Here is a 24,626-nt window from a genome sequence, read left to right on the forward strand (position 1 = left end):
CTTCGCCGGGATACTCATATCTACTGCTCATCTATAGTGACTCATATCACGATTCAGTGAGGCGCACTCGGTTGAGCTGCTGATCTTGGGCGGTTATGGTGCAAGCGCCGGCATTTCAGTTGCTGGCAGATTGCTTGTTTTTCTCGAACCATGCGGAGTGCTCTCGTGGAAGATCAGAAGCGCAAGAGCCCTCCAGGCGCGCTCGGTGGCATTGTCGATCTGCTCGGCCGATGGCGTCTGCGTCGGAAAGTCGCGGCCGTTCTCGCGCTACCGGTGTGTATTGCCGCGGTGCTCGCGGCGAGCCGTATCCAATACCAATTGGCCGAGGCCGCCGACTTCCGTTCGGCCGTCGAGGCCGCCCGCATCGTGCCCGTCGCGGTCGAAACCGGCTCGGCCATCGACACCCTGGCCGTCACCCGGATCTCCGGCGGCGACACGACCCGCGAGCGGGCGGCGGCCGACGACGCGATCGCCGGCCTGACCCGCCTGCTCGACGGATCGGCCCACGCGCGAGCAGAATTCGAACCCGCGCTCACGGCGATGGGGGAGCTGCGCGACCGGCTGCTCATCGCCGAGCCGCCCACCGACCTCGCCGACCGGGTCGAATCGGTGCATGTGGCGCTGCTGGCCGCGCTGACCAGGGCCGCGAGCAGCGGCACCGACCTGAATGTCGATCAGTTCACCGCGCAGTTCAACAGCGCCTGGGAAGCCCGCCGCGCGTTGACCAGCCAGCGCATCCTCTTCGACGCTGTCACAGACATCGCGGACAACGCGGATGCCGTGGTCCGCGTGACCTTCCCGATGGGCGCCGAAGCCGCGGCCATCGACCGCCTGGTGAGCGCAGGCGTCGAATCCCCCGATCTCACCCTGGTGGCCACCTCGAACGACCTGCGCCGGGAGCTGTTCCTCGGCCGGTCCGTCGCCGAGCAGACCGACCTGCTGCGCGACGCGCTGACCGCCTCCGCCGAGAACTACGACGCGCTGCTCGGCCAGCTCGCCGCCGATCTGGTCGACCGCGCCCAGGTCAGGGCCGGTGACGCCGAGGCCGCCGCCCTGCGCGACACCGCTTGGGTCATCGGCGCGCTGCTGGCGGCGCTCACCTTCGCGCTGCTGGTCGCCCAATCGCTGATCGTCCCGGTCCGCCGCCTGCGGGAGGGTGCGCTGCGCACCGCGCGCCGCGAACTGCCCGCCGCCCTCGAACGCATCCGGACCGGCGAGTCCGGTCCCGAGCAGGAGGCGAAAGCCAGTGTCGCGCTGGGAACCGGTGAGGAACTCGACGAACTCGCCCAGGCCATCGACCAATTGCACGGCCAGGCGATCCGGTTGGCCGGTGAACAGGCCGAGACCCGTCGCCAGGTCAACGATATGTTCGAGACCCTCTCACGGCGCAACCGCGCGCTGATCGACCAGCAGCTCGGCCTCATCGAGGAACTCGAACGCGACGAAGCCGATCCCACCCGCCTGCGCAGCCTGTTCCGTCTCGACCACCTGGTCACCCGGATGCGCCGCAACGGCAACAATCTGCTGGTGCTCGCCGGTACCAAGGTGCGTCGCAACCGCACGGCTCCGGTGGACCTGGCCGAGGTGCTGCAGGCCGCCATGTCCGAGGTCGAGGACTTCCATCGCGTGCGGCTGCGCTCGGGCACCGAGATCGACATCGTCGGCACCGTCGCCCCCGATGTCGTGCACCTGCTCGCCGAACTGCTGGACAACGCCCTGCGGTTCTCCTCGCCGGAGAGCCGCGTGGACCTCACCGTCGCCGACGCCACCACCGGCGGCCTGGTCCTCGAGATCGTCGACTCCGGGATCGGCATGGCCGATGCCGACATGGCCCATGCCAACCGCACCCTGGCCACCGGCGGATCCATCGGTGTCGAAACCGCCCGCCGGATGGGCTTGTTCGTGGTCGGCAGGCTCGCCAACCGGCATCGGATCAGCGTGACCCTGCGCCGCACCGACCCCGAGACCGTGCGCGGTGGGGTGACCGCCGCCGTGCGCATCCCGATCGGGGTGCTGGTGCTCCGTCCGGTCGCTCAGAACGCACGAGCCCACGGAGCGGGCATGGCGGTCCTGCGCCCCGCGGGTGTGGAGCACGTCGCCAGGAATCACGGGCCCCGCCCGACCCTGCCGCGCCGGGTGCGCAACGGTGAACCGCAGCCGGAGCCCGCGGTCTCCGATCGTCCGGCCCGCGTCCGCGACCCCGAACACATTCGCAGCGGCCTCACCCAGCTGCGCTCCGGCGTCGACCGGGCCCGGCAGCGCGGCGGCTACGACGACTCCACCGGTCCCGGTCGCTGAGTACCGACATGTCCGACTCTTTCGGCGAGAATGCGTTCGGCAGCAACGTTTTCCGCGGCGGCGCCCATGACGCCGCCCATGACGCCGCCTACGACAGCGGGCCTCACGACAGCGGGCCCTACGACAGCGGGCCCTACGACAGCGGGGCTTACGGCGGCGGTCCCTATGACGACGGCGCCTACGGCGGGTCCTACGAGGACGACGCCTTCGACGACGATTTCAGCCCGCGCCTGGCCCGCCCCTATGCCGTGACCGGCGGACGCACGGAAGCGGCCGTCGACCTGCCGGTGGAAGCGCTGATCGAAACGATCGCCGACGTGCACTTCGACGCCTTCCAGCAGTCCCAGGCCCGCATCGCCGACCTCTGCCACACCCCGCTGTCGGTCGCGGAGATCGCCTCGGCCCTCGGTATCGCCCTCGGCGTAGCCCGGGTCCTGATCGGAGACCTCATCCTCGACGGCGTCGTCCGCAGGCACCAGACTCTCTCGCCGGACGCCGACCGCGACCAGTGGAGAAGTCTGCTCGAGCGTACTCTCGCCGGACTACGCGCCCTCTGACCTTCCCAGCAAACCTCGATTTCCAGGAGATCCATCCGATGCACCACCAGGTCCACGACGTCCATCACTTCGAAATGGGCGCATGGCTGATGTGGCTCGCCTACGTCGTGTCGGTCATCGGCTCCTTCGTCGGCCTGGCCGCCGCGCGCCGCTCGGTCGGCGCCCGCACCGAAGGGCAGCGGCAGGGCTGGCTGGCCATGTCGGCCGTCGCCATCGGCGGCGTCGCCATCTGGCTGATGCACTTCATCGCCATGCTCGGCTTCGCCGTCCCCGGCGTCCCGCTGCGCTACGACATGACCTGGACCGCGGGCTCGGCGATGCTCGCCATCGTCGCCGTCTACGTCGGCCTGAACGTCGTCGGCAAGTCCGTCGTCCCGGTCCGCCTGCTCGCCGGCGGCCTCATCACCGGCCTGGCCGTCAACGCCATGCACTACGCGGGCATGAGCGCCATCCGCTTCCAGGGCGAAATCCATTACGACGCATGGCTGGTCGTGCTCTCGATCATCATCGCCGTGGTCGCGGCCACCGTGGCGCTGCTGTTCACCGTCATCCTCGACTCGCCCGTGTTGCGGCTGCTCGGCGGCCTGATCATGGGCATCGCCGTGGTCGGCATGCACTACACCGGTATGGCCGCGGTCAGCGTCACCGTCGACCAGACCTTCCCCTCACCCGACGGCGTCGAGGTCTTCTCGTTCCTGTTCCCGGTGTTCGTCATGGGCCTGCTCGGTCTGGCCGTCCCCATCACGGTGCTGCTGATCAGCGACCCGGACGAGCCGGCGCGGGTCACGGCCGGGTAGGTCCGGTCAGAGGTTTCCGGGGGCGGATCCGCCCCTGGAGGGTGGTCAGGTGCGCAGGGGGCACCTGGTCCCACCACAGCGGGAGTTTTCAGGCTACTGACCGCTACAAAGTCATTCGAGTCGCCGCCAGGCGGTAGCGACCTGGATGTGCGTGCCGTGCCTGCTGATCTCGGACCACTGGGCGAAGTCTCCGAAGGGAAGATCCACCGCGGTTCCTTCTGTGACCGTCGTGTACCAGTCGCCCTCCACGCGGCCGCAATCATCGATGTTGACCGCGGCCAGGTAGACCGCGCCGATCGTGAATCGCACAACGGCCTTGCACTCGCACACGCGTGTGTCGCCCTGCGCGGCAACGGGAGCCCACTCGGTGGCGATCTCGAACGTGCGGACCCGTGGCGCCAGGTTCTGCCACGTCATCACGTCCTCGATCGAGCCCGTGCTGCTCGACGTGGTCTCCCAGTGATTTCCACGCCGGACGGCGACATAGGTGTAATGGCCACCCATCGTGAACCGGACGACGGAGCCGTCCGGTGGTTCGACCGGAATGGGCCTGGGTGGTGGAGGAGGTACCACAGGCAGGGGAGCGAGGTGGGCTCGCAGAGCGGTCAGGTCGTAGGCCAGTGGGTCGTGCAGCGCGGGCCGGAGCGCGGGGATGGTGACCGGCGGTCCGTCCAGGACCTCGGGGCTCGCCTCGTTGGCCTTGATCGCATCGATGCGGACCTCCGCGGCAACCGCCGACCCGGTGATGTCGCCCCAGCACGACGTGACCAGTCCGCGTGCCTCCAGATGCCGGATCATCGGCAGGAAACGCTGACTCATCTGTGGGGTCAACTGCCCGATCCGCTCCCCGTCGATGCGTACTTCGACGTGTGGCTTGCCCCGGCTGCCCGCTGCCTCGTTCTCGTGCAGGGTGGCGAAGAGCAGCCCTGTCCCGCCCTCGGGCACGAACTTCAGCAGCACGTCGAAGTGCTCGTTTTCCTTGGTCACCTGCACGATCCCCGAGCGCGGCAGCATCGTGTACGCGACGGAAGGCGGATCGTTGATCGGGACGGCCAGTGCCGGCTCTTCCAAGCCGATCACCACGTTCGCCCGGAGTTCGGTTCCGCCCTCCCAGTTGTCGAATTCGTGGGCCCAGATCTTGGCTGCTGTGGTCGGGACGAACCCCGACGCCACGATTCGCCGGAGCACTCCTGCCCACTTCCTGGCCTCCTCGGCATCGAGATACCCGATGGTCCTGTCCCGAGCCCGAACCGATACCGCCCACTTCCCGCGCGGCCCGTCCGGCTCCGGGACCAGCTGCACCTCCGGTGTCAGGGCGATGCCGCGTTCGGGAAGGGGCTCCGGATACAGGCTGCGAACCGCAGGCAGGAACTCCTGCTCGACGGTGAGTTCGTGTCCGAGCCAGCTCCTGTTCTGCCCCCACAGCCGATAGGCCGAGCCGACCGGATGCGCCGACGGCCCGGTCTCCGTGCCCGCGGTCTCCGTGCCCGCGTCGATCGTCACGCCGAAATCCGTTGCCAGACCAGCGAGCCCGGAATTCCAGCCTTGACCGACAGCACGAACCTTCCAGTCGTCGCCCCGCCGGTAGACCTCGCCGAACAGGAACGCGGACTCCGTGGTCGCGTCGGAGGTGACGAACTCGGCCAGCGTCCGGCCCGCGTCGTCGCGGATAGTCAGCGAGAGTTTGCCGAGCGCCCCGAAACCGCCGGTGTCGATGCTGCCCACGAGGGCCACGGTGTGCACCTTCTCCGGCACCGCCGCCAATTCCACGGTGATCCGCGCCCGGCGTCCCGCGCCCGCGTCACCGACACTGTGGAACCGCACGGACCCGTCCGGCGATCGCGGCTGGTTGTAGAAGACGAAATTCGCGTCCGACTCGACCTTCTGGTCGGCTCCGAGCAGCAGCGCCGAGGCATCCACTTCGACCACCGACTCCGCCCAGCCGATGACGGCCTCTATGCGGGACGTGCCCGCGGGCAGGGTGATGTTCTCACCGCGTGACAGCATCGGACCAGCCACAGTGCCGAACCTTCCCGAGTCGACGAAATACGTTGTCCAGGAAGGATGCAAGGAGTTCCCGGCGACCGCCAGAGTCGATTCGCACTACACGGGACGGTCAGCCGGCCCGGCCCTCCGGCGCGTTCGTCGCTCCGACGTCGGTCGAATCGCTGTTCGCGCACCCCGCGAGCCCGAACAGCGACCCCGCAGCTCGGGCCGAGCGGCCGGGGCTCATTTCCCGAGCAGCTCCGATCTGCGTCCACTCCACGTGACCACCACCTGATCCCGCGCCCGGCTCGCCGCCACGTACAGCAGCGACCGCTCGCGCAGCCGCGCCTCGTCGAGCTCCTCCTCGGGCACCCCGTTCAAACTCGCCTTGGCGGGCACGCGGTTCTCGTCGACACCGGCGAGAATCACGCGGGAGAACTCCATCCCCTTGGACCGGTGCATGGTCAGCACCTGGACGTGGCCGGGCACCGCCTGGTTGTCGTCGAGCGCGCGGGCGCTGATCCGGCGCTCGGCCAGCGCCCGGACGAACTGGCTGCGCTCCCCGAGACCCCGGGTGAGCACGGCGATCGTGGAGGGTTCGATCGCGGGATCGGCGAGCCAGCCGTTGACGAACCGGGCGACGACCTCGAGTTCCGCGGCGACCGAGTCGCACTGACGCAGCACGGGTTTCGGCCCGGTGCGGGCGGAGCGGTACTGCTCGACGGCGAATTCCCGGCCCTCCTCCAGATCCTGGTAGTCCGCGCCGCTGAGCACGCCGACGGCGAAGTCGAGGTTCTGGGCGGTGGTGCGGTAGTTGAGCGTCAGCCGCCGGGAGCGGCCGACGATCTTGATGCCCAGCCGGCCTAGGACCACCGGCTGGCCGTAGATGCGCTGGTGCGAGTCCTCGGCGATGAACAGGTCGTTGGGCCCTTCGGCGACCAGGGCGCGCAGCATCAGCCAGTGCGTGGCATGCAGGTCTTGGGCCTCGTCGACGATGACGTGATCGGCGAGGCGGGCGGCGTTCACGGCGGCGCGCTGTTGCAGGTGTTCGGCGGCGATGGCGAGAACCTCGGGGAAGCTGAGGGTTTCGTCCATGCGGCTGCGCCTGCGATAGGCCTCGACGAGTTTCCAGATCGCGAGCCGCTGCTGGCGTGACAGCCGCACGCCGCGACCGGCCCTGGCGACCCGCGCGTACCGCTCGACGGTGGTCACCTTGTTGGCGAGCACCACCGAGGTGTACTCGGTGTCGAGGAACCACGGAGTGGCCAGGCGCGGTTCGAGGCCGTGGTCGATGGTGTCGACCAGTTCCCGCCACACCTGATCCTTGGTGCGCGCGGACGGCACCTCGGTGCGCGTGCCGAGCACGGCTTCGGTGGCGGGGCCGATGTCCTCGGCCGCGCGCACGATGTCGCTGGCGAGTTTGTCGATGCCCGCGACGTAGACGCCCGGCAGGCCGGGCCTGGGAGCGATCCGGATGTCGGGATCCAGCGCGCGCAGATCGGTTTCGAGGTTCTTGGCCAGCGTCTTGTTGAACGTGGTCAAGACGATCCTGGCCTCGGGATTGCGGGCGAGCAGGTTGCGCGCGCGATGGATCGCCACGACGGTCTTGCCGGTGCCCGCGCCGCCGGAGAGCCGGAACGGTCCGCTGTAGTCCTTCTCGGCGTATTCGCGCTGTTCGGGATGCAGGAACACGCGCCAGGCGGCGAAGTCGCCGCCTTCGATGACGCGGCGCAGTTCCTCGCTGCCGTCGATGTAGGTGAACTGGATCTTGGAGGCCGGATGTTCCAGCGCCTCGATGATCCGGTCGTCCTCGTCGGCGCCGGTGTCGACGGGCACCTCGGTGAACCGGTACTTCTCCCGGATCTCGTCGATGCTCACCCCGCAACCCAATTCGAGCAGGGCGTCGGCCTGCCAGCCGGTCACGCCCGCGGCGATGTCATTGAGTTCGAAGTCGTCGGCGGCCGCCAGCGCGCGCTTGGCGATCGTGGCGTCCATGCCGAGCTGGTCGGTGAGCTCGGCGAGGGTGAAACCGGCCTCGGCCAGGAACCCGCGCGTGGTCTGCTCCGGCGCGGTCGGCCGCGAGGCGGCGGGCTCCGGCGTGGCGGGCTCGGCGACGGGGTCGCCGATGATTCCCTCGAGGATGCCGTTGACCGGATTCACCCGCAGGATGGCGCGTTCGGCGATGGAGTTGGCGACGTCGTGCTTCCAGGTGCCGAGGTAGACGTAGGTGGTGCCGCCTTCGTTGGGGTCGACGCGGAACAGCACGGCGCGATGGTTGAGGTCGACCCGACCGGTGCGCACGCGACGGTCCACCGCGCCCTTCATCGGCTCGATGTGCAGGCCGGCGGCGGTGTCGTCGGCCTGCAGTTTCGCCAGGAAGCTGTAGACGCGGGTGACGATCGAGCCGTCCACGGCGGCGAGCGACTTGTTCTGATTGGTCATGACGATATTCGCCACTACATCACTCCGTTCGCGGTCAGGGCGGCGATGATCGAGGCCGTCTCCGGCGGGCAGACGGTCCACCCTTGGTCGGCAAGCGTATGGGTCGCCTCGGCGCCGTCGTCGAACAGCACCCCGACGCGGGCGCCGGGCCAGGCGATGTCGACGACCTCGCCGTCATCGGTCTCGTGGCCCTGGGCGGGCAGCGGCGTTCCCGCCTCGGCCAGCGCGAGGACCAGGCTGCGTTCGGCCTCGGAGATGCTCTCGTCGTAGAGGGCCTGCCACTGCGCGCTCAGCTCGGCGCTCGAACCGGCTTCGACACGAGGTCCGGGGGCGGCCGGTTCGCCCGCGAGCAGGCTGCGCGTGGTCACCAGATGGGTATCGCGCAGGCCGAACCAGTTCGACAGGCGCAGCCATTCCCGCCAGCCGTCGCCGTCCCGGGCGTCGAGGGCCTCGTCGCGGTCGTCGAGGACGAGGACCGCCGACACGGTCTTGGTCTCCGGCCGCAACGCCACGGTGACGGCCAGCGGCCCGTCGATGTAATAGGCGCAGGCGTGGTTGCCGGGCGGAAGAGTGGTCTCGTGGCCGTCGAGCAGCGCCAGCGCCCAGTCGGCGAGCGCGGGGTTGTCGGCCCGGAAGCGCTTGTCGCGGAGGAACATCAACGGCAGCCAGTGTCCGACCTTCGCCCATTCCTCGAAGTCGGGGTCTTGTACGAAGGCGAACAGTTGGGTGATCGGATCGCGGGTCAGCTGGTCGAGGACAGGCCGGCGCAGGTCGCCCTGTTTCAAGACCAACTGGCGCATCTTCTCCGTATGCCACGAGGGCCCGACGAATGTGTTCGCCTCGAAACGCTCCAGATCCTGATGGCTGAACGACCACACCATGACCCCGCCGGAACGCAGGATCGCCCGCTTGCGCGCGTCGTCGGCGACCCGGTTGTGCTCCGGTGACGCGTGGTACCTGCGCCCGTCGGCGAAAATCGCGATGACCGGGATCTCCGGGTCCAGCGTCTTCAGCTCGAAGTCCGGCACGCAGTTGCCCATCTGCATCTGCGGCGTCAGCGTCCAGCGACGAATCCTGGTGCCCGGCACGGTGATCGTCGCCTTGTTGGCATAGGTGCCCGGTGTCTCCTTGATCGTCGCACCGAGGGTGCGCAGCCGATCGAGGAACGCCTTGTAGAAGCGACGCTCGAGCGGCGACTCCTTGGTGACGACCCCGTTGTCCGGCTCTTCCTCCACGATCGACTCCGACCACCGCGTCCACGACGGCTCGGAGTCCTTGGCGTCGAGGATCGCGTCGAGAATCTTCGACGCGGTCTTGCGCGACACCTTGTCCAGTTCGTGCGGCGGCGTGAACGGCAACAGGCAGTTGTGGCAGGCCAGCCGCGACTCCTCCGCGCACGAGCAGTGCCGCAGCACCTCCCGCGCCGCGGCCAGTACCGACCACACCTTGTTCGGATCGGCGAACTCGGCGAGATACCCGGTGCCGCCGGGCACGGTGTCGTGGATGAGCAACGCCTGCTGGTCCGGCGCGTGTAGTGCGTCGGGAACGGCGACGACGTCGAGATGCTCCGGCGCGCCGCCGATCACCTGCCGCAACCCGAGCAGCACCGCCGCGCCGAGGCTCGGATAGGCGTAGGTGTCGTAGCGCAGTTCCGGCGGCACGTGCAGCAACACGGCCTGGGTCCGCAGCGTACGTGCCAGCGCGATATCGCGGACATGGCGTTCATCGGTGGCCTTGCGGTACTTGCACCAGGTGCGGTGCTCGTAGGCCTCGTTGCGCCCGGCCACCTTGTCGAGCTGGCCGCAGCCCGAGCACACCCGGAACAGCCCCGTGGTCACCTCGGTGCCCGCGATGGTGCGCTTGCCGCCCTGCGAGGTGCGCTTGCCCATGTTGAGCCAGCGAATGTCCACGTGGCGCAGGTACTCCGCGCCGAAGTCGTGGCCCGCGGCGAACCAGCGCCGGGTCACATTGCCCTGATCGATATCGGCGGCGGTCACCACCGAATAGATCTCCCGATGCCGTTCGTCGCGGGAATCGGTGATGGCCGCTTCGTCGCGGCGCACCTCGGCCGAGACCTTCGACATCTCCACCACCCGCACCTGCTGGCTGACATCGGCGATGGCGGACTCGTTGCAGCGCGGGCAGTTCCCGCGATGTCGCGGCGCCTCCCCGCCCGCGCTGATGTCGGCCCACCCGCAGCGCGGACACAGCCGCCAGGTCTGGATGGCGGCCGCACCCGCGCCGAGATCCACCGCGTCGATCCGCACGGCCAAACCCTGTGCGTAGAAGGTGGATCCGGGCGCCAGCTCGGTGAGCGCGACACGGGCGCCGCGCTGATAGGTCTCGGTGTCGCCGTGGTACTCGTTGGTCTCCGGGTCGATCCAGGTGATGCCGACGTCCAGCGTCACCGAGTCGTCGAGCAGCGTGTAGTTCGGCAGCACGCCGTAGCGTTCCAGCACGCCGACCCAGTGTTCGTTGGTGAGGTCGCTGATGTGCTTGCCGAGCAGACGCAGCGTGCCGCGCGCGGAGCGCAGGTTGCGGCGGTCGTCGTCGGTGGCGGCGGGGGAGTTGGCGCGCTGCTCGAACTCCGGCAGGGCGGCGTCGACCGCGGTGCGCCGCTCGCTCAGTTCGGTGACGTCGCGGTTCCAGCGGTGCACCGCCTCGCGCAGTTGCCGCACCATCGCGCCGGGCTCACCGTCGTCGCCGGGGCTCGCCCAGGTGCGCAGTCCGTCGAGGGTGGCCTTGTCGAGCAGCTCGCCGAACTGACCGGCGAACCCGTCGAGCAGCTCCTCGGCCTCGGTCTCGGCGGTCTCGATCAGCCGGGCCATCCAGGTGCCTTCGTCGAAACCGCCCAGCACCGCGCGCGCGTCGACGGGATCCTGCGCGCCGGGCCTGCGCGCCAGCCGGTCGATGATGTGCGCGACGTACTGGCGCTGCAGGATCTCCTCGGCCGTCAGGAAGGTGGCGGGTGGTCGCACCTCGCCGGAGATCACCGAGAGCGGATCGTAGAGCTTCGGCAGGTGCTCGCCGCGCCCGCGCACGAAGGCCAGCACCAGCGAGTTCCCGGTGAGACGTCCCGCGCGGCCGACCCGTTGCAGGTAGGAGGCCACGGTGCGCGGCATGGAGCCGAGCATGACCGTGGACAGGTCGCCGATATCGATGCCCATCTCCAGCGTGGGCGTGGCGACCAGGACGTTCGGCGCGGTCGGGTCAGCGCCGGCCGACTTGAACTTCGTCTCGTATTCCAGCCGCGTCGTGGTCGGCAGCAGCGAGGTGTGCTCGCGCGCCACCACCCGTTTCATCTCCGAGCGGTCGTAGAGGCGGCGATAGAAGTTGTCGGCCTTGTGCGCCCGGTGCAGCGTGCCCGGGCAGCGGGTGAGCAGGCACGGCGCACCGTCGAGCTGATCGACCACGGCGGCGCTGCCGGGATTCTGCGTCTGGCACACCCCGCACACCAGCAGATGCCTGCCCGCCTCCAGATCGGCCTTGTCCGGCGCGCCGACGAGCACCCCGTCCTCGCTCAATTGGTAAGCGGTCAACGACTTCTCGGTGCTCACCGAGGTGAGGATCCGCTCCTCGGCCAGCACGGCGAACAGCGATCGCGCCAGGAACCCGCCCTCGAACGGCGAGACCCCCAGGCAGCGCGACGCCCACCGCGCATACCACGAGGACGGCGCGGTGATCGGGTCGAACCCCTCCGGAACGGTGCGCGCGCCCAACGCCGGAAAGGCCGGAGCCGGACGGCCTTTCGGGAACGCTGGCATGCCTTCCCCGCGCGGCCGTCCGCCCCACACCCAGCGCCGGTTGGCGTCGCGCTGCACGAAGCGGTCCAGCCACACGTGCCGGATCGCGCCCTGCGTGCGCATCCGCTCCACCGTCCCGCGCACCCACTGCGTGACCGCCGCGGCATCGGGCTCGGAGAACGCCATCTGATGTTCGGCCCCGTCCAGGGCCTGCCTGCCCAAGCTCGCGACCCGCTCCGGCGAGCCGAGCGCGACCTCGGCGACGACACTGCCGGTCAGCTCCAGCGTGCGACCCAGCCGCGACTGCAACCCGAACTCGAGGTCGATGTCGAACTGCACCCGCCGGGCGACCTTGCGTTGCGCTGCCTTGCGCTGCGCCGCGGGCTTGTCGGCCTGCCAGTAGGCGGTGAACTCCTCGCGTTCGACGATATCGGGCGCGAGCAGGTGATAGCGCCGGACCGGGTCGTCGCCGGCCCGGTCGAGCACCGCCTCGCACAACTCGGTCAGAGTCAGCATCGACGTGCCGGAGGTCTTCGCGCCCAGCGCATTACGCAGCGTGGAGCGCAGACTGAGGGTGTGGGAGCGCGCCTGCACGAACCCGGCCCGGTGGGCGGCGTCCTGCACGCTGTCGGTGAACATCAACGCCTTCTTCTCGTCGGCGTCGAGATCGGCGTCGCCGAACATGTTCGACAGCGCCACCGACAGCTGCGTGGCGATCGCGCTGCCGAGGAAGCGGATCCCGTCGGCGGAATTACACGCCGGGCACACGTCCTTCTGGGAGTCCTCCTCGGCATTGGGCCCGTGTAGGACCAGAACCGGCAGCGCGCGGCCCTCCAGGATCTCCGGGCTGTCGGGGGCAGGCGTCTCGTCGCCGAGTTCCCGATCCTCGAGGCGCAGCCAGCGCAAACCGTCGACGGGGAGGTCGAGCTGGGCCTCCAACGGCGCGGAGATCAGCGCGCGAATCCGCGTGTCCCCGGTGACGTGCAGGGTGCGCACCGAATCCTGATCAGGATCGAGCACACTGCCGGTCGGCGCCATCCGCACGCCCCATCCCGAACGCCCGCAGTGCCGGCAGTAGAGAGCGGGCTGGTACTCGATCTCGACGCTCTCGTCGGCCCCGTCGTCGGCCCACCGGAACTGCGTGGCCACATCCAGCGCCCGGTCGATCCGCGACAACTCCCGAACCCACAGGTGCACATCCACATTCAACGCCGAGCGGCCGATCTCGGCCCGCAGATGCGACAGCGCCGCGAACACGAAATCCAGATACCGATGCCGCGTCGCCCGCGCCCGCGGATTGTCGCGCTCACCCGTCGGCGCGGGCAGCACCGCCGAGGCCAGCTCCGCCAGCGACACCGCCTCCGCCGACCGCCGCACCAGCTGCACGAACAGGTGGTGCCGCTTCAGCAGGTCCAGCTGCTCGCCGTCGTCGAGCCGCCGCAACTCCGCGGCCAGCGCGCCGAAGCCCGGATCGTGCTCGCCCCTGCGCTCGAACAACGTCGCCAGCACCGCGGCCGTGAGATGAGCGTTGCTCACCGACGACTTCTTCAGCCCGTCGAGAAACCCGACAGCCTCCTCCACGCTCGGCGCGACCGGCTCGTACAGCCGATCCAGCTCGGCGCTGCGATCACCCAGCCACTCCTCCAGCCCCCGCCGCGTCTCCCCGACCAGTGACTCCGGGGCGAACTCCTCCCCGAACACCGTGTGCGCGAAATCCAGCATCGCCGTCGGCTCACCGCCGCCGCCCAGCGTCGCCGAGGTCGCCACCGGCGTGATCCGTCCCAGCGGCCGCGCCCGGTCGTCCTCGCTCACCCGCGTCGATTCGGTCCAGTACGACTTCACCGCCAGCCCGAGCCGCCGCAACAGCATCGCCACATCCGTGCCCTGCGCGCCGTCGTAGGTGTGGAACTCGTCGAGCACCACGTACTGCAACGACTCCGCCGACTGCCGCCACATGGCCGCCCGATCCGGCCGTAACAGCAGGTGATCGAGCATCTTGTAGTTGGTGAGCAGGATGTCCGGCGGCGAATCGTGCATCAGCCGTCGATCGGTGATCAGCCCGTCCGCCGACACCATGGTCCGGCCGCCCGAGCGCTGCTCACCGGTGTAGAGGCCCGCGGTCACCCCCGACAGCTCCGGATGCTCGACGATCATCCGCGCCAACCGCTGCTCCTGGTCGTTGGCCAGCGCGTTCATCGGGTAGATGATCAGCGCCTTCATCCCCGCCACGCCCTCCCGCTTGGCGCGCAGCACGTGGTCGAGGATCGGGATCAGGAACGACTCGGTCTTACCCGAGCCGGTACCCGTGGTGACCAGCGTCGGCAGCGGCCGCTCCTGGAACTTGGTCGACAGCCGCTCGAAGGCTTTGGCCTGGTGGCCGTAGGGGACGAAGCTCTTCGGCAGCCAGTCCAGGTGCATGCCCCAGTTGCCGCGGGCGGGAGCGAAGGGCAAGCGGAGCCGGACATAGGGGCCCTTGAACATGCCCTCCTGCGGGTGCCCGACGAAATCCGTCAGCGCCGCCTGGGTGTCGGGGTCGGTGAGCGCGAAGGTCGTCGCGAGGTAGTCGGTCAGGCCTTCGCGCAGGTGGTCCGCCTGCAGGGTCGGCAGGAGTGCCCCCATGTGTTCTGTGCTCCTCGGCTGGTGGTCCGATCACCCGGTAGTGCTGGTCGGTCGACCCCTGGACGCTATCGCACAGCTATGACGGGGGGCATCGTCCGCTGGATCGACAGCGGGGTTCGGGGCGGGACGCACCGGGCCGAGTCGTCATGGCGCGAGATTCGTCGAGATTTCAGAAGTGCGGGCGGCTCTGCAGGGGACAGTGCCAACCCGTCCCTCCTCACTGGCCTTTTCGGCAGCTCTGACAATTTCTTCGACGAAATTTGTGTCGTTGGCGGGGTCGGGACCACCTCGGCTTTCCAGCGAAATCGGGGTGGAGAGAGCGTTGGCGTCCGGCGCGTCGGTTACCGCAGCAGATCCGTCATCCACTCCGGCGTGTATTCCGGTGTGCGCGGATACAACTCGAACTCTCGGCGGAGGTCTGCCGCGGCTGCCGGTGGCTCGAGTGGCTCTGTTCCGCGGACGTAACCGACCGAGTAGTGAGAAGGGAAGGTCAGTGTGTAATCGACGGACAGCCAGGTCCCTCGATCGGGGTGCGACATCGCGTGTTTGAGGTACGCGAACAATTGGGATATTTCGTCGGGTGCGTTCCATGTGTACGGCAATGTCGCACCATGATAGAAAAGGAAGCCGCGACAGCCGCCGTAATCGTTGTCGCCGATTTTGCTGTAGCGCAAGCGTAATTCCTGCCAGCACGGTGGGCCGACGGCCAGTATTCTGGTTGCGATCAATTCCAGGATCTGTCCCTGGGCTTCCGGACCTGCGGGTGCGTTGAACATCTGATCAGCCCTGTCGCCGGCCGTCTGAATTCCGAGTAGTTGCCGAAGCCATAACGGAACATGGCGTTCTTCCCGGGGGAATTCTTGCAGATCGCGGACCCATTCGGCGGGATCGATGCCGACCTCGAATCGCGGGTCGTTGTCGTAATCGTAAACTGCCGTGTGCGTCATGTCCGCGTCGAGATAGAGCCGGAGTTGGAACCACGTGCCCGCGCCCGGCCGGTACATGATTCTGCGCATTTCCTTCAAAGTCTCACCGAGCGCGGTGGGAATGCTCTCGATCGCTCGGATGTCCCCACCCGGCCAGGCTCCGTTGAACCATTGTTCGACGGTATCGCCCACGGTCAGAAAGAGGAGGTCGAGTCTTTCCCACCCGTCCGGAGCCGTCTCCGCCAATATCCGGCACACCTCCCGGGTGAGATCGTCGGCGCGCACGCTGTGGGCCTCATGGGACATTGCGGAAGCTCCTCACATCGATGACTTTCTCGTCTGTGCCGTTCTGAGCGGATGGTCTGGTCACGACGTACCTTACGTGCAGGAGATCCGGGGTGACGATGTCGGGAGTCAGCCGTTCGGCGAAGACGTCGATGCGGTCGATTCCGGTCCCGGCAGCCCTGCCGATGGCTGCTTGATCGCTTTCCATGCGACGCCAGGAGTCGCTGGTCGGGCGTTCGTCCAGTCGCCATCCGCTGTTCTCGTATGCCCATTGCGGAACATGATTGATGCGCTCGCCCGGCCCGCCGGCTTCGAAAGGGATCAGGTGGCCGCCGGCGAAACGGTAGAGTTCCGGATTGTTCGGATGTCCGCTCGGATCGTATTCGCCGGGGATATAAGTGCCGTGCCGGTCCCGGCCACCACCGGCGATATTGCCCACGTCGGTCTGGAGGTCCGTGGAGCCGCCCAGACCGCGGCGTGGGCCGAAATGGTCCTCGGCCCGTGTGCCGGGTGGCGAGTAGCTCGGAAGTCCCGATGCGGCGATGGTGTCGCCATGCTCATCGGTACGGAACATCTGACGCGGTTGTTGTGGGTCGAGCCCGAGGGCCGAGAGATGCCGGGGGCCCACAGCGAATGTGGTGTTCGGCGCCGGTACTCGTAGACCGGCGTCCCACGTTTCTCCGGTGCCCAGTTCGGGATTGAAGCCGTGTCTCTGGTTGCCGGACCAGGTCTGAATGTGTGAGAAATGACCGTCCGCGTCCGTGTAGAAAGTTCCGTGCCAGTGTCCTTCTGTGTCGTAGACGTCGTACCGGGTGTGCGGCTCCCTGGGCCCGGTCAGTGAGAACGGACCGTCGGCGCCGGGGGAAGGATCGTAGTCTCTGATCGGCGGGGCATTGTGGTACATGCCGTCGCTGTCCCCAGGCGGGTTCCAGTCGACCGCCGGCGCGACGGGCCCGCCTTGGAACTCGTGGAAACGCTGCGTGGGCACACGTTCCGGTTGCTGCGTGGCGGGCTGATCGGCTTGCGTGTCCGCCTGTGCGGGCTGTTGAGGTGCGGCCTGGTGTCCGGCGTAGGTGTGTTCCGCGGTGACCTGAGGGTGACCTGGCGCGGCGAGCCAAGGACCGATGACCCGATAGGTCACGCCCGGTTCCGGTCGGGCGATGTCGGGGGCGGCAGTCCCGATCGAACTGGCGGAACGACCATGTCCGCTGTTGACTGCGACGAGGTCGGCGTGCGTGATCCTGCGCTGGTCGTCGGTGTAGAAGGTGCCGATGAGGCGACCGCTCGAGTCGGTGAACACCATCGCCGAATTCGGTTCCAGCTGTGGTGTTCCGCTGAGATCCATGACGCGATGGCCCACCGGAATGGTTCGTGGGACGACAGGAAGCGGACTGCCGTCAGGGTTCGCGGGCGGATTCCAGTCGGCACTCTGTTGCGGTGAGGGGTTCCGCTCCGCGGAATCCGAGCGTGGCGGGACCGGTCGAGCTCGGTCCACGGAACTTTCGCTGTCGATGTTGCCGGACGTTCGGGTACCCGGTGGGTTGGCGTCGGGTCCGGTGGGTGTGGTTGTTCCGTTGGGGTGGTGGGTTTGCCATTGTCCGTCGGGTGGGATGCGGGGGTTGCGGGTGCCGTCGGGGTTGGTGACGGGCGTGGAGCTGAAGATGTTCCCGTTGGTGTCGGTCCAGGCGGCGTGGGTGGGGGCGAGGACGTCGACGCCGAGTTCTTGGGCGAGTTGTTGGGCGAAGCCGTTGGTGGAGGCGTCGCAGCCGATGAGGCGGATGGGGGTGACGCCGTCCCAGCCGGAACGGCGTAGTAGTTCGGCGTATTGCTGGGGGGTGAGGGTGTGGTTGCCGATGCGGGCCATGCCGTCGGGGGTGATGTGGGTGTCGGCGGTGAAGTGGTTGGGGTCTGGGGGGACTCGGTGGGGGAGGTCGCCCATGGTGGGGTCGCCGCGGTGGTGGGAGATGCCTGCGGGGGTGTGTTCGGCGTGTTGGTTGTGGATGGCGTCGAGGTCGATGGGTGTGTCGGTGTCGACGGTGGGTGTGGGGTCGACGTCGGTGTCCGGGGTGCTCGGGGTGTGTTGGTCGGCCCAGGTGGGGTGGGTGTCGCGGGCGAGGTTGGCTCGGTCGATGTCGCTGCCGATGCGGACGACGTCGGTGGGGGTGAGGGCGGGGTTGGCTCGGGGTGGGAGGCCGAGGTGGGTGCGGATGGTGTTGGCGATATCGGTGAGGGTGGGGTTCGTGGCTGCGTCGATGGTGAGGTCGGCGGTGGTGGGGTCGGTGGTGGGGACGATGTCGACCATGAGCCAGTCGCCGGTGGGGAATTGGTTGCCTTGGTTGAAGGTGAGGTCGGTGGCGAGCTGGGTGCTCTCGGTGACCGTGCGAACCGTGGCCGGTGGCGTGTTCGGTGAAGGCGTGACGGCGGTGGTGACCCGGACGACCTGGACCGGTTGGACGAGGGCGTGGGGGTAGTTGGCGGTGAGGTAGGGGCGTCCGGTGGGCGGTGTCACCCGCAGGGTCTGGGCCGGGGCGATGGGGCGCAGGGATTCGCGGGCGTGCCGGGCGCGGTTGGCGTTGTCGATGTCCAGCGGGGTGAGAGGAGAACCCGTGGTCGGGTGTGTGGCCGGGCGCTGGGACGGCGGAGTGTTCGGCTGGGTCGCGGGGGTGGTGGGGTTCGGCGTCCCGTTCTGCGGTGTCGGGATGTCGATCGGCACAGACGGATTGGCCGTCGGGTTGGTGGGTGTCGCCGGCGTCGGGGAGGTGTTGCCGGTCGGCACGTCGGGGCGACTGCTGATGGGCGGAGGGGGTGTCGTCGGCGTGGTCGAATCGGCGAGCCTCGGGATCGGCTGCGCGGGCGGTCCTTGCGGTGCTTGCGGTGCCGGCGTGCGCGGAGGTGGCGACGGTTGTGCGGTATTCGGAGTGGAGGGCGAGGCGGCCGTCGGCGCGGAGGGCGCGGCGGCTGTCGGCGCGGCGGTGGGCGGGACCACGCCGGAGACCGGGCCGGCGGGCGGCGCCGGGGTTACCGGGGTTGCGGAGGTGGCCGCGGGTGTCGCTGCGGCCGGTGGGGATGCGAGGGTGGACCCGGGCGTCGCAGCCGCCGTCGTGGTGTCGGTGGACTGAGGCTGCCGGTCGGCGGGCTGCTGGACGGTCGGGGGGCCCGCCGGGGTCGATGGCGTGCCGGTGCTGGCCGGTGGTGTCGTGCCGGGGGACGTTGTGCCGGGCGAGGCGGGGGTCGACGTGGTGCCGGGAGAGGTGGGGGTCGAGGTCGTGCCGGGCGAGGTGGTCGAGGACTGGTCGTTCGCCGGGGTGGCTGTGGTGGTTCCGGGGTTGCTCGGAGTCGTCGGATTCGGCTCTGTAGCAGTGGAATCCGCTGGCGTCGGCTGCGCGGGATCCGATGCGGTGGGGTTGGATCCGGCGGGGGTCGCGTCCGCGGGGCCGGAGTCCGCGGAGGTGGCCGGTGGTGTGTCGACCGGCGGCAGGTCCAGGGAGGACGGGTTCGGGGTCGACGGTGTGGTCGGCGTCGGCTGTCCGGACTGGTCGTCGGCGGGCGCGCTCGCGGGTGACGCCGGGGTGCCGGGGTTGCTCGGCGTCGACGGGCCGGTGTCGGCCGGTGAAGACGGGGTGGTGTCGGCCGGTGAAGACGGGGTGGTGTCGGCCGGTGAAGACGGGGTGGTGTCGGCCGGTGAAGACGGGGTGGTGTCGGCCGGTGAAGACGGGGTGGTGTCGGCCGGTGAAGACGGAGTGGTGTTGGTCGGTGAAGACGGGGTGGTGCCGCTCGGGCTGGACGGAGACGAGTCGCTAGGACTCGCGGGGGCCGGACTGTTGTGCGCTGCCGGTGTTTCGGTGCCTGTCGGCTGACTCGGCGAGGCCGGGCTACCCGGCGAACCGGGGGCGTCGGTGTTCGTCGGATTGCTCTGTGGCGCCGAAGTGTCAGCGTTGGTAGGCGCTTCGGTGGCGGAAGGACCTGCCGGTGCGGACGGTGTCGAGGGCGTGCTCGGGCCGGCGTCGCCGGGAGTGCTCGGAGCAGAGGAGCTGTCGGCGGGCGCGGACGGAGTGCCGGCCGGGGCCGTGGGCGTGCTGGGGGAGCTGTCGTCGGGACTGCTCGGCGCGGACGGCTCGCCGGGCGAGCTGTTCGAAGCGGGAGAGCTGGGCTGACCAGGACCGGAATCGCTGGGTGCGCCGGAATCCGGCGTGCTCGAGCCGGGGTTCTGTGAACTCGGGGTGCGCTCGCCCGGTGTTGCGGAGTCCGTGGCGTTGTCGCCGGGGGCGTTCGTGTCGGAGCTGGAGTTCGGGCTCGGTGCGCCCGCCGGTTGGGTTCGGCTGTCGCCGGGCGCCGATGGCGTGCCGGTGTCGTTCGACGGTGCCTCGGAGGAGGGTGTGTTCGATGCCGGTGTGGTGGAGCCGGGATCTCCGGTGTCGCCGGGGGAACTCGGTGTGTCCTGTCCGGGGGAATCGGGGCTGTCGGGGTTCGAGCTTCCCGGGTCTCCGCTCGTACCCGCGGGATTGGTGGGGGTGTCGGTTCCGTTGGGGAGGTTGCCGAGGTCGGGGACGTCGGGTGCCGGGCCGTTGTTGCTGTTGTGGCTGCCGGATTCGGCGGCGTTCTGTATGCCGCCGAATCCGGCGCTGGTGAAGGTGTCGGTGCCGATGTCGAGTTTGAATTCTTCGCCGGTGACCATCGAGTTCAGTCCGGTGGCTGCGACCTGGGCGGAGAGGTCGGCGGCGAGTTCGGTGCCGGTGCCGGTGACGGCGTTGGTGACGAACTTCGACACCGGTTTGGTCGCGAGGTCGCCGAGTTCGTTGAGTGGTCCGCCGAGCCCGCCGCCGACGAGGCCGCCGACCGCGCCGCCGGAGGTGGCCAGTCCGAGGTCGTACCAGCCGAAGTCGTCCATCGAGCGGTCGCCTTTGGCGACTTGGATGACGCGGGCGGCGGCGTCGATGCCGCCTTCTTCGAGGGCTTCGAAGAAGGCGCCTTTCAATGCCATCCGGGCGAGGGCTTTGGCGGCGCCGCGGGTGAGCATGCGGGTGATGAGTTGTCGGATGGCGACGCGGACGGCGACTTGGGCGGCCACCCGTGCGGCGACTCCGGCGGCGGCGCCGACTCCGGTCCAGGAGGTGGCGATCGCGGCGCCGATTTCGACGGCGGCGACGATCATGGTGCCGATGATGACGAGTTTGGTGTGTTCGATGTCGTTGGCGCCGTCTTCGAGGATTTCGGCTTGTTTCTCGCACCATTTGCGGATGGCGGTGAAGGCGGCTTGGTCGCCGGAGAGCAGTTTGTCGCGGTAGACGGTGATGGCGTCGTGGGTTTCGCCGGCCGAGAGGGCGGTGAGGGCGGCGTTGAGGGCGGTTGCGGCGGCGTCGTCGACGGTGTCGAGGGCGTTGGCCATGGCGGTCCAGCCGTCGGCGAGGCGGCGCATGGCGGTTTCGTCGCCTTCGGGCCAGTCACCGGCGCCGAGGATGTATTTCGCGACCCATTGCAGCGATTCGGGGATCTCGATGCCCATGCGCGGCGGCCCCTACGTCCCGAGCGAGGTCTCGCACGGCACGCTGTGTGCTGACGCCACTGTCCAAAGCCGCTCGGCCACTCTGCATCCCGCCACTGAAGAAGAAACTGACGAGAGGTTGGACGCAGGCGGAAGGCAGGAGGGTTCCCCGTGTGCCATAGATCGCAAATGTGGATGCAGAGCTATAGGTCTGCGGCTCTCGGTCAGGTGATGCCTCAGCGCTGAACGAATCGGTTGCCCTGCATGGTCAGCGGCTGACCCGTGGCAGCAGCGTCAGATCCGCACGGCTGCGAGTGGGGGGCGCCGTCCGGGTCCGGAGCCGCTCCCACAGCGAATGTCGCTTCGGCAGGTGCCGCACCCGATGCGGATGGGATCGGGCGAGCGGTCAGCCCGTGAACAAGGGCAGCAGTGGTTCCGCGATGCGCTGCAACTCGTCGCAAGGCGCGGCGTCGGACCCCGGCCCACCCGGCACGATCCGCGTCCACATGAGCACGACTTGCGACTCCAGATCGACAGCCGCGTAGCAGCGTTCGGCCGTGTCGGGATCCAGGGCGTCGGCGATGGTGGTGGCCTCGCTGCCGGCAACGGTCGTCGACCCCGTGGCGGAGTAGTCCCGGTACCGATCCTGCGTGAGCATCGCATCGGTCGACTCCGCACCGACATATACGGCGAAATCCACCGCGCCGCCTGCTACCCGCCAGATGCAGCCCTTCCAGTCGCTGAACTCGACGCCGACGGTCCCGGACTGATAGGGCGGCGAAGTCAAGCCCGCACTTGTCAGCTCCGTGTCCGGAACGGCGCAGGGGTCCGCCCGCACGATGGCAGGATCTATCACCGGCTCGCTGGAATCGGTGCCGCAGGCCGCGACGGTCGACGCCAGGGCAGCAGCCGCGACGAGTGTCCGAATCTTGTTCATACCAACCACGACCTCTGCGTAGGGTAGTCCTCGTAATCGTCGGGCCAATCGCTCGGCCCGACCACCCCGGACTGCTGTATCCGATACTCCGACTGCGCCGGCGGTGCAGTCGGAGTCGTCCATACCCACGTGTAGCGGGGAGATGTCTTCAATTCCGCCACTTCTGGTGGAACCGGGCGCGCGCTGGTTTCGATCTCCGACCATGTGCATTCGCCTCGATCTACGCGCGCTGCGAACGCTTTCAGCTCCATGGAAGCGATCGGCATGGCGGCAAGGCGCCGCATCAACTCGTCGGTCACCAGGCTGGGTTCGGCCTGTAGCTCGTCAAGGTTCGTACGCTCGACCCGCAGACCGACGGTCTCCAGATCCGCCACAGCGGAGAGGACTCGGCGAGCCATCGCCTCGACATGCGGGTCCAGGTATGGATCGGAAATGGACTTTCGCGTGGTCACCCATTCTCCCATGGTTGAGCGCCGCTGCCGACTTCGAAGGCTTCTTTGGGCCGCTCCCGCGTGTCGTTCACATCGGCTATCTTTCTCACATCGTTCGCCTGCGCCGCCTTGGCGGCGGCATCCTCCACCCGGCTCGTGAAGGGTTCGAGCTTCTCCTCGACCCACCCCTGCGCGGTGACGAACGGGTCGGCGATGAATTCCAGGAACTCCATCACCCGATTCCTGAGATCCGTGATCTTTTCGACTATTCCGGTAGCGAGGTCGACGACCTCCCAGATCGTCTTCGCCAGGTTGAAGATCTCGACGGCGGTGCCGATGCCTGGGATCTTCTTCACCAACTGCTTGAAGACTGCCTTCGTGCTACGGAAGTCGACGAAAGAAGCCACGAAATCACGTAGCAGCTCGCACACACGCCGCACACCGTTCCTGATCTCGTTGGCAACCTCGGTGAGGATGTCCGAGATGATGCGCCCGACGGGACCTTCCCACTTCAACGCCTCGCTCTGGCGGCGTGCCCAGTCCTCGAATGAGATCGCGGCCTTGCCGTCCCAGTGGGGGCCGAGCTGTCCGAGGGCGGCTTCGAGATCGTTCCCGCTCTGCTCCATGGCGTTACCCGCCACCTTGTAGCACTCCCCGATCCGGCGCAGCTCGTTCCAGTTCGCGGTGATGGGGGTGAGCGCTTTCTCGAGTACGTTGACCTCGTTACCCGCCATACGGGTGACGTTCTTGATCGCTTCGTTCACGTCGCCCACCGCGCCGCTGGCCTCGGCGATCAGATCGGCAATTTCCGGAGGTGCCGCGGAAGGCGGATCCAGGTTCGGTGCGGCAACATTCAGCGCTACCGGGGCGGGGTAGTCGGCGACCAGGCCGAGGTTCTCACGGTTGGGGTCGACATCGACCGGCTGTCCGGTGACCAGATCGGTCGTCGCACGATTCAACGCTTCGTAGGACTGTCGGTCCTGCTCGTGGTAGAGCCACGCGGCGCGGTTGAGTTCGTCGCCGGTGTTCTTCGTGACATCGGAGATGTTGCGAAATCTGTCACGGGTCCGATCGGCCGCGATCCGGAACGGAGTGGTGAGTGGATCCAGGATGGCGCCACCGAATCCCTCCGGTGCCACCGGGCAATGCTGATCGACAAAGCTCGCGATGTCGCCGGTATTGCTTCCGATGTTTTCCGTCGCGACTCCCATGCCTGCGATCCAGCTGGGATCTGCCTTGAACAGGTCGGTCATGGCGTGTGTCCTCGAGTTTCTATGAAGATTGCCTCAGAGACTGAATGATTTCTTCGACGGCTTCGTCGGTCAGCGAATCCGGATGCCCGGTTCGGTATTCGACGACCAGGACCGTCACTTCCGCGGATATGGACGATTCGACTGCAAGGACGTCGAGTCGCGCCGTATCGGGCACACATGCCGGTGTGCCCGGAATATCGCGAACTTCAGCCTTGTAGCGCACGGCCGCCATGCCACTGATACTCATGTGGTGCGGACCGGACCGATCGACTCGGGGGAGTTCTCCCGGGCCGTTTCCGAACATCTTCTCGGCGGTGGATGCGATCTCGGCTGCGGCATCCTCGGGGGTTGTGCCGTTTCTACCCGTCACCCCGACCATCGCAAGCGATTCGGAATCTTCTTCGGCGCAATAGCCGTAGTTGTAGTCGCTGACCGCGCCGATACCCAGGATCAATCCCTCGTCGTCGTTCCAGCCGGCCACGGCGGAGTTGGACGCCCGCCATTCCGGCGTGTTGGGGACGGAATAAGTGATGCCGTACCTGGTGGGGACCGGTTGATCAGTATCGGCCGACACCACGGGCATCGGTGGCGGAAACTCCATCGTCGGAAACCCCTGCGGCAACGGTGCCTGGGGTTTCGCTCGGGGGAGAGAAGGCATCGTCCAGGCCGCGGTCGCGTCGGAGGAGGATTTGTCGACAGTGCGTCCACCGTCGAACCACGCCACCCCATACATTAAAATGCCCACACCCACGAGGAGAACCCCGATTTTGGCGAGTTGCGCAAGAAGATTCGATCGGCGGAGGAGCGAAATAACGCGGTCGATCGGCATCACAGAGTTACCGCACGACCGAAGGGCTCATCTAGATCTCC

The 24,626-nt window shown here is 68.1% G+C and carries 12 protein-coding genes; 3 read left to right on the forward strand and 9 right to left on the reverse strand.

Going from position 1 to position 24,626, the window contains the following annotated elements; translation table 11 throughout:
- Positions 1-165: 165 nt before the first annotated feature.
- From ON26_RS07625 to ON26_RS07635, 3 genes are read left to right on the forward strand one after another with little or no spacing between them, the layout of a single operon-like run.
- A complete protein-coding gene (locus ON26_RS07625; RefSeq protein WP_051026790.1) occupies positions 166-2,298 on the forward strand; it encodes an ATP-binding protein in 2,133 nt (710 codons plus the stop codon).
- 8 nt (positions 2,299-2,306) lie between these two features.
- Complete coding sequence (locus ON26_RS32135) at positions 2,307-2,855, forward strand: DUF742 domain-containing protein (RefSeq protein WP_083883862.1); 549 nt, start codon at positions 2,307-2,309, stop codon at positions 2,853-2,855.
- 38 nt (positions 2,856-2,893) lie between these two features.
- Positions 2,894-3,652 carry an MHYT domain-containing protein gene (locus tag ON26_RS07635; RefSeq protein WP_040795276.1) on the forward strand — a complete coding sequence of 253 codons (759 nt, stop codon included), beginning with the start codon at positions 2,894-2,896 and terminating at the stop codon, positions 3,650-3,652.
- Positions 3,653-3,763: 111 nt separating this feature from the next.
- On the opposite strand, the gene ON26_RS07640 is transcribed toward ON26_RS07635, so the two are convergent.
- The 9 genes from ON26_RS07640 to ON26_RS07680 all read right to left on the reverse strand — a co-directional run bounded on the left by ON26_RS07640 (position 3,764) and on the right by ON26_RS07680 (position 24,585).
- A complete protein-coding gene (locus tag ON26_RS07640; protein WP_085998963.1) occupies positions 3,764-5,671 on the reverse strand; it encodes a TerD family protein in 1,908 nt (635 codons plus the stop codon).
- Positions 5,672-5,881: 210 nt separating this feature from the next.
- On the reverse strand, positions 5,882-8,095 hold the full coding sequence (locus ON26_RS07645) for a 3'-5' exonuclease (protein WP_040795278.1): 2,214 nt from the start codon (positions 8,093-8,095) through the stop codon (positions 5,882-5,884).
- The gene (locus ON26_RS07650) at positions 8,095-14,442 is read right to left on the reverse strand and encodes a DEAD/DEAH box helicase (RefSeq protein ID WP_040795279.1); all 6,348 of its coding nucleotides are present in this window, start codon (positions 14,440-14,442) and stop codon (positions 8,095-8,097) included. The genes ON26_RS07645 and ON26_RS07650 overlap by 1 nt, the downstream gene beginning before the upstream one ends.
- A gap of 341 nt (positions 14,443-14,783) precedes the next feature.
- Positions 14,784-15,674 carry a hypothetical protein gene (locus ON26_RS31515; protein WP_051026791.1) on the reverse strand — a complete coding sequence of 297 codons (891 nt, stop codon included), beginning with the start codon at positions 15,672-15,674 and terminating at the stop codon, positions 14,784-14,786.
- Positions 15,664-21,156 (reverse strand): WXG100-like domain-containing protein, encoded by a 5,493-nt coding sequence (locus tag ON26_RS07660; RefSeq protein ID WP_040795280.1) that lies wholly within the window; start codon positions 21,154-21,156, stop codon positions 15,664-15,666. Before ON26_RS07660 ends, ON26_RS31515 begins: the two co-directional genes overlap by 11 nt.
- A gap of 385 nt (positions 21,157-21,541) precedes the next feature.
- Positions 21,542-22,072 (reverse strand): DUF3558 family protein, encoded by a 531-nt coding sequence (locus tag ON26_RS07665; protein WP_040795281.1) that lies wholly within the window; start codon positions 22,070-22,072, stop codon positions 21,542-21,544.
- Positions 22,069-22,524 carry a hypothetical protein gene (locus ON26_RS07670; protein WP_051026792.1) on the reverse strand — a complete coding sequence of 152 codons (456 nt, stop codon included), beginning with the start codon at positions 22,522-22,524 and terminating at the stop codon, positions 22,069-22,071. Before ON26_RS07670 ends, ON26_RS07665 begins: the two co-directional genes overlap by 4 nt.
- Positions 22,521-23,756, reverse strand: a complete 1,236-nt coding sequence (locus tag ON26_RS07675) for a hypothetical protein (protein WP_040795283.1) — start codon at positions 23,754-23,756, stop codon at positions 22,521-22,523. Before ON26_RS07675 ends, ON26_RS07670 begins: the two co-directional genes overlap by 4 nt.
- A 19-nt stretch (positions 23,757-23,775) precedes the next feature.
- Complete coding sequence (locus ON26_RS07680) at positions 23,776-24,585, reverse strand: DUF8017 domain-containing protein (protein ID WP_157171812.1); 810 nt, start codon at positions 24,583-24,585, stop codon at positions 23,776-23,778.
- Positions 24,586-24,626: the final 41 nt, after the last annotated feature.

It is taken from the genome of Nocardia higoensis NBRC 100133 (assembly GCF_000308595.1).
Classification (GTDB): Bacteria; Actinomycetota; Actinomycetes; order Mycobacteriales; family Mycobacteriaceae; genus Nocardia; species Nocardia higoensis.